We start from the raw sequence: 13612 nt of genomic DNA, 5'->3' as shown, positions 1-13612 counted from the left end.
TCAAGCCATGAAGATCGCCGTTGCCGGGACCGGTTACGTGGGACTGTCCAACGCCGTGGTGCTGGCGCAGCACCACGAGGTGGTGGCGCTGGACATCGACCCGACCAAGGTGGAGCTGATCAACGCGCGGCGCTCGCCGATCGTGGACCCCGAGCTGGAGGACTACCTGGCCAACAACGGCCTGGACCTGACCGCCACGACCGACCCGGGCCAGGCCTACGAGGGCGCGCAGGTCGTGGTCATCGCGACCCCGACCGACTACGACACCGAGACCAACTTCTTCGACACCTCCAGCGTGGAGAAGGTCCTGGTCGACGTCCTGGCCCACGCCCCCGAGGCGGTCGTGGTCATCAAGTCCACGATCCCGGTCGGGTTCACCGAGCGGGTCCGCGCCGAGCACCCCGGCGCCACGATCCTGTTCTCCCCCGAGTTCCTGCGCGAGGGCCGGGCGCTGTACGACAACCTGCACCCCTCGCGCATCATCGTCGGCGACACCGGCCGGGCCGGGCGGATGTTCGCCGACCTGCTCGTGCAGGGCGCGCTGGACAAGGACGTGCCGGTGCTGCTGACCGGGTCCACCGAGGCCGAGGCGATCAAGCTGTTCGCCAACACCTACCTGGCGATGCGGGTGGCCTACTTCAACGAGCTCGATACCTACGCCGCGACCCGCGGCCTGGACACCAGGCAGATCATCGAGGGCGTGGGCCTGGACCCCCGCATCGGGGACCACTACAACAACCCCTCCTTCGGCTACGGCGGCTACTGCCTGCCCAAGGACACCCGCCAGCTGCTGGCCAACTACGGCGACGTGCCGCAGACGCTGATCACCGCGATCGTGGAGGCCAACACCACCCGCATGGACTTCATCGCCGCCGACATCGCCGAGCGCCACCCCCGCACCGTGGGGATCTACCGCCTCATCATGAAGGCCGGCTCGGACAACTTCCGCGCCTCCTCCGTCCAGGGCGTCATGTCCCGCCTGCAGGCCCGCGGCATCGAGATCGTCATCCACGAACCCACCCTGGACACCGACACCTTCCAGGGCGCCCGCGTTCTCGCCGACCTGGCCGAGTTCACCACCGCCAGCGACGTCATCATCGCCAACCGCCTCGACGACACCGCCCGCGGCTTCGGCCCCAAGCTCTACACCCGCGACCTCTACAGCCGCGACTAGACCGAGACCCCCCGTGACCGCCGGCACCGGCACCGCCGCTCCTGCTGGAGTGAGCCCCGCTGCCCGCCCCCGCGTCCTGCGCGGCGACATCGAGGGCCTGCGCGCGATCGCGGTCCTCATGGTCCTGCTCTACCACGCGGGCGTTCCCGGGCTGAGCGGTGGCTTCGCCGGTGTCGACGTCTTCTTCGTCATCTCCGGCTTCCTCATCACCTCGCAGCTGGTGTCCGAGGCCAGGCGCACGGGCACCGTCTCGCTGGCCCGCTTCTACGCCCGCCGCGCCCGCCGCCTGCTCCCGGCCGCCTCGCTCGTGCTCGTGGTCACCGCCGTGGCGGGCTGGCTGGTGCTGCCGCCCGGCCGCCGGGGCGAGCTCGGGACCGACGTCGTCGGGGCCACCCTCTACGTCGTCAACTGGGTCTTCGCCGGGCGGGAGGTCGACTACCTCGCCGAGGACTCCGCGCCGTCGCTGCTGCAGCACTACTGGTCGCTGTCGGTCGAGGAGCAGTTCTACGTCGTCTGGCCGCTGCTCATCCTGCTCGTGCTGTGGCTCGGGCGGCGGCTGCGGCTGTCGCTGACCAGCGGCCTGACGCTGGTCCTGGGGCTGGTCGTCGCCGCCTCGCTGGCCTGGTCGGTGCTGGCGACCGCGAGCAGCCCGGGCACGGCCTACTTCGCCACGACCACCCGCGTCTGGCAGCTCGGGGTCGGCGCCCTGCTGGTCCTCCTGTCCGGCCGGCTGGCCCGTCTCCCGCGCCGGGTCGCGGCCGGCCTGGCCGTCGCCGGGCTGGTCGCGATCGCCGTGACGGTGGTGCTGGTCGACCGCGGCACGCCCTGGCCGGGGAGCGCCGCCCTGCTCCCCACCCTGGGCACCGCGGCGGTGATCGCCGCCGGGCCGGCCTGGCCCAGCAGCCCGCCCGCCCGGCTGCTCGGTCTTCCCCCGATGCGCTTCCTCGGCGGCCTCTCCTACGGGCTCTACCTGTGGCACTGGCCGGTCCTCCGCCTGCTCGCGGAGACCCGCCCCGACGCCGGCCTCGGGCTGCGGCTCGCGGTCGCCGCCGGGTCGGTGCTGCTGGCATGGGCCACGCTGCACGTGGTGGAGAACCCCGTCCGCTTCTCGCCGGTCCTGGCCCGACGCACGGCGCGCGGGCTGGCCTACGGGGCGGCGAGCATGGCCGTCTCGGCCGCGGTCGGTGTCGCGGTGCTGCAGACGGCCCCGACCTTCGACCCTGACGTGCTCGCCGACGTGCCCCCGGGCTCGGGCGCCATCGGCCTCGTCGACCCGGCGAGCCGCACGGCGGACGAGCTGGCACCGGTCGCCGACCCCCGCGTGGTCTACACCGGGTCCGGTCCGGTCCACCCGGCGCCGGAGGTGGCCACCGAGGACACCCCGCGGGCCGCCTACGGCGCGGGCTGCCAGGTGCAGCAGGGCGCGACCGAGATCACCCCCGACGACGAGTGCGTCTTCGGCGACCTCGACGGGCCGGTGTCGGTCGCGCTCGTGGGCGACTCCAAGGCGCTGCAGTGGATCTCCGCGCTCGAGCCGATCGCCGAGCTCGAGGGCTGGCGGGTGAAGGTCTACACCAAGTCCGCCTGCGGTTTCGTCGCCGTCGAGGCGGAGCCCGACTGCGTGGCCTACAACGCCGCGCTCGCCGAGCGCCTGGCCACGCCCGGCTCCGTCCCCGACCTGATCCTCACCTCGATGGTGAAGTACGGCGGCGAGGAGCTGGGCACCTCGCTGGCCGACCACCTCCGCCCGGCCGTCGAGGCCGGGGCCGAGGTCGTGCTGCTGGCCGACAACCCGGCGCCCTCCCGCGCCGAGCTGCCCGACGAGATGACGCTCTACGAGTGCGTCGGCGCGCATCCGGACGACTACGGCGCCTGCTCCTACCCCAGCGGTCGGGGCTCCGGCACGCCCGCCCTGACGGTGGCGTCGGAGCAGCTCGACGTGCCGCTGCTCGACCTGGGACGGTGGGTCTGCCCGGGCGGGGGCCCGGAGCCCGCCTGCCCCCCGGTCGTCGGAGGTGTGCTCGTCTTCCGCCAGGGGAGCCACCTGACGGCGACCTACGTCCGTTCCCTCACCCCCGTGCTCCACTCCGAGCTCGTGCGGCTGGGGGTGGCTCGCACCCCGCTGCAGGAGATCGAGTGGGCCGTGGCGGCGCCGGGTCGCGCCACCACCGGCGAGCGCTAGCGGCCGGCTCCCGGCCGCTCGTCCACCACCACGACGACGTCGCCCTCCTGGACGACGTCACCGGGCGAGACGTGGACCTCTACCACGGTGCCGGCCTGCTCGGCCAGCAGCGGGATCTCCATCTTCATCGACTCCAGGAGCACGACCTCCTGACCCGCCTCGACCCGCTGGCCGACGGTGACGTGGACCTGGGCGATGCTGGCGACGAGCTCGGACGCGATGTGCTGCGGCATGACCCGCATCGTCTCAGACGACCGCCCCTTCCGGGAGCGACGTCCACGACCGGAGCCCGCGTTCCCAGGCTTCACGCGGTCACCCGTGAGACGATGCGGGCTGTCCTCCGCACCCGAGCGAAACACCCCCGCCTGTGACCTCACCGTCTCCCACGACCCCCGCCGCGCGCCCGGTCCGCCTCGACATCGAGGGCCTGCGCGCGGTCGCCGTCGGCACCGTCCTGCTCTACCACCTGCACGTGCCGTGGTTCTCCGGCGGCTTCGCCGGCGTCGACGTCTTCTTCGTCATCTCGGGCTTCCTCATCACCTCGCTGCTGCTGCGGGAGGTGGCGCGAACCGGCACCGTCTCGCTCAAGGACTTCTACGCCCGCCGGGCCCGGCGGCTGCTGCCGGCGGCCTCGGTCGTCATCGCCTTCACCCTGGCCGGCGGCTGGCTCGTCCTGCCCGCGTCGGAGCGGACCAACCTGCTCAGCGACGTGCTGGGCTCCACCCTCTACGTCGTCAACTGGGTGCTGGCCGGGCGGTCCGTGGACTACCTGGCCGAGGACGCCGGGGTGTCCCCGCTCCAGCACTACTGGTCGCTGTCGGTGGAGGAGCAGTTCTACATCGTCTGGCCGCTGCTCATCCTGCTCGCGGTCGTGCTCTCGGCCCGCTACCGGCTGCGGCGCCGCCGGATCGCCTTCCTGCTGCTCGGCGCGCTGGGTGCCGCGTCGCTCCTGTGGTCGGTCGTGCAGACCCGCACCGAGCCGGCGACCGCCTACTTCGTCACCACCACGCGCCTGTGGGAGCTGGCGGCGGGCGCGCTCCTGGCCTTCCTCGTGCCGCGCCTGTCCGCGCTGCCCCGGTGGGCCGGCGAGACCGGGGTGCTCCTCGGCCTCGGCCTGATCCTGTATGCCGTGCTCGGCTTCGACGCGTCCACGCCCTGGCCGGGGACGGCCGCCCTCGTCCCCGTGCTCGGCTCGGTGCTCGTCATCGCCGCCGGGGTCCCCGGCCACCGCACGCTCGGCGGCTCGCTCCTCGGCCTCGCCCCCATGGTGTGGATCGGCGGCCTGTCCTACGCCATCTACCTGTGGCACTGGCCGCTGGTCGTGCTGGCGGAGGCCCGCTGGGGCGAGCTGCCCTGGGTGGCGCTGGTCGGGCTCGGCGTGCTGGCGGTCGGCCTGGCCTGGGCCACGAAGCACCTCGTCGAGGACCCCATCCGCTACCAGCGCTCCCTCGCCGCCCGGCCCGGCCTCAGCCTGGCCTTCGGCGGGACGACCATGGCGGTGATCTGCGCCGTGGCCCTCGTCGGCTGGGTGACCCGCCCGACCCTGTCGGAGTCGACCACCACGCCCGGCCCGGCGGCCCTCGTCGCCGACCCGGCGGCGCAGAGCTGGGAGCCGCTCCCCGACCCGACCTCGGCCTACACGGCAACCGGCCCGCTCGAGCCCCTGCCCGAGCTGGCCCTCGAGGACGTCCCGCCCTACTACGCCGACGGCTGCCAGGTCGCCCAGGGTGACCCCGAGCCCCGCGACCACTGCGTCTACGGCTCCCCGGACTCCGGCACCGAGGTCGTCCTGTGGGGCGACTCCAAGATGGGCCAGTACTTCTCCGCCTTCGACGCGATCGCCGAGGAGGAGGACTGGCGGCTCACGACCTACCTCAAGAGCGCCTGCGCCCCCACCGTCGCCGGCGACAAGGACGACTGCAACGCCTTCGGCCGCACCGTGCTGGACCGGATCCTCGCCCAGGAGACCACGCCCCACCTGGTGCTCATGTCGACCGGGGCGGAGCCGGACCCCGAGCTGACCGAGGGCATCGTGGAGGCGGCCGCCGCGCTGCGCGACGCCGGCATCTCGGTCGTCCTGGTCGCCGACAACGCCCACCCCGGCATGTCGGCCTACGACTGCGCCGCGGAGAACTCCGACGACCTGCGCCGGTGCGACTTCGCCCCCGACCTGTCCAAGGACGCGCTGATCCGCGACGTCGCGGAGGCCGTCGGGGTGCCCACCATCGACCCGACCGTGTGGATCTGCCCCGACCCCTCGGCCTGCCCCGTGGCCATCGGGGGGCAGCTCATCTACCGCCAGGGCAGCCACATCACCGACACCTTCGCGCGCTCTCTGACCCCCTTCCTGCACCGGGAGCTGAGCGAGCTCGGGCTCACGGCCGCCGAGGCCGACGAGATCGCCCTGGACGAGGTGCCGGTCCGCGCGGCCGAGTAGACCTCGGGGACCCGGCGCGGCGGTGCGCTCGAGCGCCGCCGCGTATCGTCTGGGGCGTGGTTGATCTCAAGCGCTGGGCCGACCGTCTGCTGCGCCGCTCTGGCGCCCGACCCTCCTCCGGGAGCGAGCCGCCCGCTCCCCGGCCCACCGCGGGTCCGGTCGACCCCAGCTCGGACCCGACGGCGGCCCGCCTCGCCGCCCTGACCGAGGAGGGTCGGCACGCCGAGGCCCTCGCCCTCGTGGAGAGCGAGCTCGCGCGCCTCGAGCAGGAGGACGACCCGTCCCCCGTGCTGCTGCGCCAGCTGCAGATGAGCGCCGGCAGGGCCGGGGCGATCAGCCTGCACCTGCGCGCCCTGCGCCGCCGCCTCGAGATCTTCCCCGACGACCCGAGCCTGCTGCGTCAGCTGCGCACCCAGGAGGGGCGGTGGCGGGAGACGGACCCGAGCTGGCTGCCGACGATCGAGCCGGCCGTGCTGGGGTCGCTCCCCACCCGGCCCCGCCACAGCGAGCCCACCGGCCGGGTGCTGCACCTGGTCAAGATCGGTATGCCGCAGCGCCAGAGCGGCTACTCGATGCGGACGATGTACACGCTCACCGGCGAGCTCCGCGCCGGCCTGTCCCCGGTGGCCGTCACCGCGCTCGACTTCCCACACACGGTCGGCGTCCTCGACGCCCCGCCGGTCGACGAGGTCGGGGGCGTCCGCTACGTCCACCTGCTCCGCGACGAGATCCCGTCGTCCGAGCCGTGGGACGCCTACCTCGACGCCTACGCCACGGCCCTGGCCCCCGTCGTCGCCGCGGAGGACCCCGACCTGATCCACGTCCACTCCGGCAACCGCGGCTACGAGGCCGCCCTGGTGGCGCTGGCCGTGGGCCGCGCCCTGGACCTGCCCGTGGTCTACGAGGTCCGCGGCTTCTTCGAGTCGCTGTGGAGCTCCGACACCGCCTGGGCCGAGCAGGCGGAGGTCTACCGGCGCCGCCACGCGCAGGAGGCCCGGTGCATGCGCGAGGCGGCCGCCGTGGTGACCCTCAGCGAGTCGATGAAGGACGACATCGTCGGCCGCGGCATCCCCGCCGAGCACGTGCACGTCGTGCCCAACGGCGTCGACCCGACCGTCTTCGTCCCCCGCGAGCGCGACGACGAGCTCACGGCCCGGCTGGGCCTGGAGGACCGGTTCGTCTTCGGCTACGTCTCCAACCTGGACCACTACCGCGAGGGCCAGGAGCTGCTCGTCGACGCGGCCGTCGAGCTGCGCCGCCGGGGCGTGCCCGCCACCGCGCTGATCGTCGGTGACGGCAACCGTCGCGAGCTGCTGGAGGCGCACGCCCGCGAGGTCGGCGCCGGCGACGCCGTGCACTTCACCGGCAAGGTGCCGCACACCGAGGTGGGCGACTACTACGCCCAGCTCGACGTCTTCGTGATCCCGCGCATCGACGAGCGCGCCGCCCGCCTCGTCACCCCGCTCAAGCCCTACGAGGCGATGGCCCTGTCGGTGCCGCTCGTCGTCTCCGACCTCCCGGCGCTGCGGGAGATCACCGGTGACGGCGAGCGCGGCGAGACCTTCACCACCGGTGACGCCCGCTCGCTCGCCGACGTGCTGCAGCGGCTGCACGAGGATCCCGAGCGCCGCGCCCGGCACGCCGCCACGGCCCGTGAGTGGGTCGTGACGGAGCGTGACTGGGCGCGCAACGGGGAGCGCTACGGGGCGATCTACTCCTCGGTGCTGACGCCCAGCAGCTGACGGTAGACCCCGTCCACGGCGTCGGTGATCCGGCTCCAGTCACGCTCGGCGACGACCCACTCCCGCGCCGAACGTCCCAGGCGGACCCGCTGCTCCGGGTCGTCCACGAGCTCGCCGAGCACGCGCGCCAGGTCGTCGGCGTCGCCCTTGGCGAAGAGGCGCCCGGTCACGCCGTCCTGGACGATCTCGGCCAGCGCCGCGACGTCGGAGGCGACGACGGCCTTCTCCATCGCCATGGACTCGAACGGCTTGATCGGGGAGATGAGCTCGCAGACCGGCAGCGGCTTGCGCGGGAAGGGGGTGATGTCGACCAGGGAGAGGTAGGCCTCCACCTCCTCGTGCGGCACGCGGCCGGTGAAGGTGACCAGGTCACCGACGCCCAGCTGCTCGACGGTGCGGTGCAGCGCGCGCTGGTGGGCGCCGTCGCCGACGACGAGCACGTGGAAGTCGTCGCGCTCGCGGCGCAGCCGTGCCACGGCCTCGAAGAGCAGGTCGAGCCCCTCGTAGTGGACCAGGCCGCCGACGTAGCCGATGATCGTGCGGCCGGCGAGCCCCAGGGAGGCGGCGAGCTCCTCGTCCCGCTCCCGCGGCTCGAACCGGGCGGCGTTGACCCCGTTGGGCACCACGGTGATGCGCTCGGGGTCCACGCCCATCTCCACCATCTGGCGGCCGAGCGCCTCGGTGATGACGAAGAGCGCGTCGGCCTCGCGGGCCACCGTGCCCTCGAGCAGGTCGAGGTAACGGCTGCGGGGCGACTCGGCGAAGCGGGGCTGCCGCGCGCTCTCCAGCAGCTGCTTGAGACCGCGCATCTCGTAGACGAAGGGCACCCCGACCTCGCGGGCGGCCAGCAGACCGGCCATGCCGACGTCGTAGAGGCTCGAGGCGTGGATCAGGCCCGCCCGCTTCTCCCGGGCGAGCTTCGCGATGCCGCGGGCGCCCTCCTCCACGTAGGGCACGAGCGGCGTGCGCGGGTAGGACCGCACCCCCTCGGTGAGCAGGCGGTGGTAGGGCACGCCGTCGACGACGTCCACGGGGGCGACGACCCGCTCGTCGTCGGCCTTCCACCACAGGTCGTAGGGGAAGCCGAGGCGGGTGACGGCGTTCATGTGCCAGCCGCGGTCGACCAGGCTGGTCAGGATGCCGTGGGAGCGGGTGGCGTAGCCCCCGGAACGCAGCGGCAGCGACTGGCCCAGCACCGAGACCACGCCGAGCGGGTCGACGTCGGTCGGCCGGGCGACGCTCCCCCGGACGGGAGGCGTCCAGCCCTCCACCATCGTGCGGGCCTCGTCCTGGCCCACCGCGACCATCGCCTCCAGCCTGGCCGTGGTCGCCGGGTCCTCGGTGCCCGTCCCGGCCCGGAGGGCCAGCTGCGCGGCCAGGCCGGCCAGCTCGCTCCAGCCCGTGCTGGTGGCCTTCTGCGCCAGGGTGCGCCAGGTCTCCGCGGGCACCGTCAGGGCCTGCTCGGGGGTGAGCCGGCGGAGCAGCTCCTCCAGGTCGTCGTAGCGCCGGGCCCCCATCAGGGCCCGCACCAGCCGGGGCGTGTCGGCGGGCCGGACCAGCGCCTCGGAGAGGATCTCCGCGAGGTCGGCGCCGCGCTCCACCTGGTCCCGCAGGCGCACCTGCAGGATCGCCTCGTCGACCGGCTCGAGGTCGAGCGCCGGATGCGTGCGGGCGATCCGCTCGCGCCACTCCACCAACCGGGGCAGCCGGCTCCCGTCGACGTGCCGCAGCGCCTCGGCGCTCTTGCGCACCGCGCCGTTCTTGGCGGGAGTGAGGCCGAGCAGGTAGTCGAGGGCCAGCTGGGCACGCTCGGTGTCGCCGGTCGCCACGGCGGCCCGGCGCAGGCGCAGGGCGTCGCCGGGGCCCGCGTAGCGCCGCTCGAGCCCGCGGACGTCGAGCTCGACCACCTTGTCGTGACGCTTGGCACGGGCGGCGGCCTGGGCCGCCAGCCGCCACACGCGCGGCGGGGCCTCCGGCCCCAGCTCTCCCTCGAGGTCGGCCAGGGCGCCCACCGGGTCCGTGTCGATCCGGCGGCGGGCGACCTCGACGCGGGCGTCCCGGCCGAGCCGCGCGAGCGGTCCGGGGCGCACGCCCCGCGGCAGGTGCCTCACCGCGGGCAGCAGCGCCGCTCGGACTCGGCGGGGGACGGATCGGACAAGGCTCATACGAGTGCTCCTCGAGCGGTCTCGGTCGGGGTGGTCAGGGTGCGGAGGGCCCGGGTCCAGGCCGCCAGCCGCGACCGCGGGACGGCGGCGGGCTCCGCGGTGCCCCGCAGCAGCTCGTCGACCGCGGCGGGGACGGCCGCGGGCGGGACGAGGCGGACGGGTGGGTCGGGCAGGTCGGTGGCGTCGGCGAGCGAGCCGGCCGCCTCGGGCGGGAGGACGCACGGCAGACCGGCGGCGAGCGCCTCCAGGGTCGCGACCTCGGCCGCGGCGTCCCAGGTGCCCTGGTAGACGAAGACGTCGAGGGACCCGAGGAACTCGCGCACGGTCATCCCGGTCCGGGCCAGCGACAGCCAGGACGGGGGCGGCAGCGGGCGCCCGAGGGCCGCGGTCGGGGTCTTCGTCCCGCGGAGCGACCGGACGTCGAGGTGCTCGCCGAGGTAGGCGTCGCGCACCTCGTCGGCGGTGCGCGGCCAGCGCGCCCGGGCGTCGGGAAGGTGGTGCCCGACGACGACGCGGTCCCCGCCGGGCACGCCGGTCCGCGGACGCGGCCGCGGCGGCGCGGCGTCGAGGTCGACGACGGTGGCGAGGCCGGCCGGGAGCAGCCGCTCCTGCGCGAGGAGCTCGCGCAGCTCCCCCGACGGCTCGCCCCGCACGGCCCACCGGGGGCGGTGGCCGAAGAGCTCCTGCGAGCGCTGCTCGACCGCGTCCACCGTCCAGCTCCCGGGAGCCGGCGGGGCGTCCGCGAGGACCAGGACCTCGTCCACGGCGAGGCGGGCCTCGGGCAGGTGGAGCAGGGCGGCCGGCCCGTCGACGACGAGGACCGCGGCGTGCTCGGGCTCGCCGGCGTCGGTCAGCGCGACCCGGCCGTCGACGACTGCGGCGCTGGCCTCGGCCAGCAGGTCGGGACGCGCGGCCAGGAGCGGGTCGGGCACCTCGACGTGGGCCAGCGCGACGCGCGGGCTCGTGCCGGCGAGCGCGGTCGCCAGTGCCGTGGTGGCCCGCGACCGCGGCTGGTCGGCCCGCAGGTCGCCCAGCACCACGACGTCGTGCTCGCGGGGCGTGGGGGGCGTCGCGGGACGGTCGGGGGCCCAGGTGGGATCGGGCAGGGGGAACGGTCGGCGGGATCCCGGCAGCACGGCGTCGGCGCGGTCGGCGGCGATCCGGCGGTGCCACTCGACGTAGAGGTCGCGGTAGGCCAGGCGGGTCCAGCGCGTCCACCCGGGGACGGCATCGGTGCGCGACAACGAGCCGCTGCGCAGCTGGGTGACGGCCAGCGGTGCGGGGTGGCGCAGGTCGCGGTGGCTGCCGGGGCGCACGGCCCTGAGCCGCAGCGGCAGCTCCATGTCGCCGGACTTGCGGGTGGCGTCGAAGCCGCCCACCAGGCGGACCGTCTCGAGCCGGTCGAGCAGCAGGGAGGAGGCGTTGAGCCGCTCCGGCGGGTAGCCGACGTAGGTCAGGGTGAGGTCGGGATAGGCACGCAGCGTCCAGGTGCGGCAGGAGACGAGGCCCGGCCGCTCCTGCAGGGCCCGGACCTGCGCCTCCACCCGCCGCGGGTGGGTCCAGTCGTCGCTGTCCTGGAAGGTGAGCCAGCGGCCCCGCGCGGTGCCCAGTGCCAGGTTGCGCGCCTCGTAGGTGCCGGCGTTGCGCGGGGCGCGGACCACGCGCACCCGCTCGTCGAGGGCCTCCACCTCCTCGAGCAGCGCCTCCGAGCCGGGGGGCGAGGCGTCGTCGACGACGAGCAGCTCGAGGTTGGTCCAGCTCGAGGCCAGGACGGAGCGCGCCGCCATGAGGATGTCGCGATCGGGGCGGTAGGCCGACATGAGCACGGTCACCAGCTCCCCGTCGACCGTGCTCCGCGGGGTGGCGGAGAGCCGCTGGTATGCCGTGTCGCCGTCGGGCAGGAGCTCCACCGGCTCGAGGTCGTCCGCGGCGTGGACCTCGTTGAAGGTCGCGGCCCACTCCCTCTCGGCCGAGGGGGAGACCGGGCCGGCGGCACCCTCCCGCCACGGGTTGGCCAGGTCGGTCCGCAGCGCCCACCGGTCGACGTCGGCCAGGCCGACACCGGGGTCGGCGAGCAGGGCCCGCAGCTCGTCGTCGCGGCCCAGCCGCAGCAGCAGCTGGGCCCAGGTCGTGACGGCGCGGCGCCCGAGCGCGGCCGCGGGGACCGTGCGGAGGAGGGCCGTGTAGACCTCGGCCGCACGGTCCCAGGCGTCGGGACGCGGACCGAGGGCCAGCACGCGGGCGGTGGCCGCGCCCCAGGCGGGGTCGAGGACCAGCGCCGGGTCGGCGGCGGCATCGGCGAGCAGCGCGTCGAGGGCGCGGGTCCCGCCGGTCGCGGCGCGCGCGAGGGTGTCGGCGGCGAGCGGGCTGCGGGTGCGCAGGGCGAAGCGTTCCATCGCCTCCACGACGTCCTCGCCGGGGGGCAGGGCACCCGCCGCCGCGGCGGCCAGGTCGTCGGGGGCGGAGGTCACCGCGGGTCGTCGCCGGCGGGCCGGGAGCCGGCGAGGGCGTCGAGGATCTCGACCCGGGCCCGCTCGGTGCCGGCCACCAGCCGGGCGCCGAGGGCGTCGACGCGACGCTCGAGGTCCTGCAGCTCGGCGCGGACCGGGTCGGCGGTCGCAGCGGCCTTCGGGGCGGAGACGGCGCGGCCGGCCCCCCAGGGGCCGAGCACCGCGAGCGCGGTGCCGAGGTGGAGCACGACGAGCCCGGTCACGGCCCCGGCCCACAGGCCGAGGACGGCGAGCACGACGGTGACGACGCCGACGGTGCCCAGGGCGGCGAGCACGGCGGTCGCGGGCACGCGGCGCAACGCCCGTCCGGCGGACGGTGCACGGTCAGCCATGGTCGTCTCCCTCCCGTCGACGCTGGTTCGTTCCCGACGGTCCAGCATGCCACGCCGGGACGGTGGGACCGGTCACGACCGTGCCCCTGCGTCGGCGACCTGCTGCAGCGCCGCCACGAAGGCCGGCGCCTGGGTCGACCAGTCGAGCCGCGCGAGGGCGTAGTCGTGGCCGCGTCGGCCCACCTCGCGGGCGAGGGCCGGGTCGTCGGCCCAGGCCAGCAGCTGCTCGACCGTCCGGTCGACGTCGCCGAAGGGCACGAGCACGCCGCCGCCGCTGCGCTCGACGAGCGACGTGGCGAGGGGCAGGGGGGTGCTGACGACGGGGATCCCCCAGGCCATGTACTCGACGATCTTGGTCGGCACGCTCGGCCGGAAGTTGGCGGTGTCGTGCAGAGGAGACAGGCCCGCCAGCGCGCCCCCGAGCATGGCCAGGGCGCGGTCGCTGGCGACGAAGCCCTCCCAGCGCAGGGCGCCCTCGTCACGGGCGGTGCGCAGCACCTCCTCGGCCTCCCCGTGGGCCGGTCCGACGACCTGGAGCACGACCCGGTCGCCGGCGACCGCCCTCAGGCGTCGGCCGATGGCGGCCAGCTCCCGGGCGCCACGCTCGACCGTGACGCTGCCGAGGTAGACGACGCGCAGGGCGCCGTCGGCGTCCGTCGTCGCGGCCGGGGGCGGATCTGCCGGGACGGTCGTGGTGTTGAGCACGACGGGGTGCTCGGAGCGGAACCGCGCGGCGTAGTGCTCGTCGGCGAGCAGGAGCGCCATGCGCCGCTCGGCCAGCCGCTCCACCCCGCTGACCGCCCGGGCGACCACGGGACGGAGCCGGTCCGGCACCCACGGCCGCACGCTGACGGCGGCCGCGGTGTCCTCGTGCACGTCCCACACGACGGGCGGCAGGCGCAGGCCCACCGTGGTCGGGACCAGCTCGGGGTCGTGGAGCAGGACGACGTCGTGGTCCGGCCCCAGCCGCCGGAGCAGCTCGCGCGCGGAGCGCTGGGCCGCGAGCCGGTGGCGACCACGGGCGCGCCGGACCTCGACCGCGGTCAGCCCGGGGACGGCGGCGTCGGGGG

9 protein-coding genes are annotated in these 13612 nt (G+C 75.2%); 4 read left to right on the top strand and 5 right to left on the bottom strand.

Translation table 11 applies throughout. The features are described from left to right. Positions 1–7 precede the first annotated feature (7 nt). Entirely contained in the window at positions 8–1174 is a 1167-nt protein-coding gene (locus FB476_RS16085; protein WP_141821293.1) for a nucleotide sugar dehydrogenase, read from the top strand. 13 nt (positions 1175–1187) lie between these two features. Beyond that, positions 1188–3356: an acyltransferase family protein gene (locus FB476_RS16080; protein ID WP_141821291.1), complete on the top strand. Its 2169-nt coding sequence runs from the start codon at positions 1188–1190 to the stop codon at positions 3354–3356. Here FB476_RS16080 and FB476_RS16075 read toward each other — a convergent pair. After that, positions 3353–3589, bottom strand: coding sequence for a biotin/lipoyl-binding carrier protein (locus tag FB476_RS16075; protein ID WP_141821289.1), 237 nt, complete (start codon positions 3587–3589; stop codon positions 3353–3355). The genes FB476_RS16080 and FB476_RS16075 overlap by 4 nt on opposite strands. Positions 3590–3723: 134 nt before the next feature. Here FB476_RS16075 and FB476_RS16070 point away from each other — a divergent pair, with 134 nt between their 5' ends. Both FB476_RS16070 and FB476_RS16065 read left to right on the top strand, forming a co-directional pair. Then, on the top strand, positions 3724–5793 hold the full coding sequence (locus tag FB476_RS16070) for an acyltransferase family protein (protein ID WP_141821287.1): 2070 nt from the start codon (positions 3724–3726) through the stop codon (positions 5791–5793). 56 nt (positions 5794–5849) lie between these two features. Then, positions 5850–7535: a glycosyltransferase gene (locus FB476_RS16065; protein WP_141821285.1), complete on the top strand. Its 1686-nt coding sequence runs from the start codon at positions 5850–5852 to the stop codon at positions 7533–7535. On the opposite strand, the gene FB476_RS16060 is transcribed toward FB476_RS16065, so the two are convergent. The 4 genes from FB476_RS16060 to FB476_RS16045 form a co-directional block, all read right to left on the bottom strand. Further along, positions 7505–9700 carry a glycosyltransferase family 4 protein gene (locus FB476_RS16060; protein ID WP_141816958.1) on the bottom strand — a complete coding sequence of 732 codons (2196 nt, stop codon included), beginning with the start codon at positions 9698–9700 and terminating at the stop codon, positions 7505–7507. The two genes, FB476_RS16065 and FB476_RS16060, sit on opposite strands and share 31 nt — an antisense overlap. After that, a complete protein-coding gene (locus tag FB476_RS16055) occupies positions 9697–12171 on the bottom strand; it encodes a glycosyltransferase family A protein (protein ID WP_141816959.1) in 2475 nt (824 codons plus the stop codon). Before FB476_RS16055 ends, FB476_RS16060 begins: the two co-directional genes overlap by 4 nt. Next, positions 12168–12542 carry a hypothetical protein gene (locus FB476_RS16050; RefSeq protein ID WP_141816960.1) on the bottom strand — a complete coding sequence of 125 codons (375 nt, stop codon included), beginning with the start codon at positions 12540–12542 and terminating at the stop codon, positions 12168–12170. Before FB476_RS16050 ends, FB476_RS16055 begins: the two co-directional genes overlap by 4 nt. A gap of 72 nt (positions 12543–12614) precedes the next feature. Then, positions 12615–13612 (bottom strand): glycosyltransferase (locus FB476_RS16045; protein WP_141821283.1); only part of this gene is annotated, 998 nt, incomplete at its 5' end.

The sequence above is a fragment of the Ornithinimicrobium humiphilum genome (assembly GCF_006716885.1).
Taxonomy (GTDB): Bacteria; Actinomycetota; Actinomycetes; order Actinomycetales; family Dermatophilaceae; genus Ornithinicoccus; species Ornithinicoccus humiphilus.
The sequence above is the reverse complement of the archived record's forward strand: the minus strand, read 5'-3'. Positions and strand labels throughout refer to the sequence as shown.

Bases quoted from the DNA above. Each gene is read 5' to 3' on its own strand.
- FB476_RS16075 (WP_141821289.1), bottom strand. From the start codon at position 3,589: ATGCCGCAGCACATCGCGTCCGAGCTCGTCGCCAGCATCGCCCAGGTC.
- FB476_RS16085 (WP_141821293.1), top strand. From the start codon at position 8: ATGAAGATCGCCGTTGCCGGGACCGGTTACGTGGGACTGTCCAACGCC.
- FB476_RS16060 (WP_141816958.1), bottom strand. From the start codon at position 9,700: ATGAGCCTTGTCCGATCCGTCCCCCGCCGAGTCCGAGCGGCGCTGCTG.
- FB476_RS16050 (WP_141816960.1), bottom strand. From the start codon at position 12,542: ATGGCTGACCGTGCACCGTCCGCCGGACGGGCGTTGCGCCGCGTGCCC.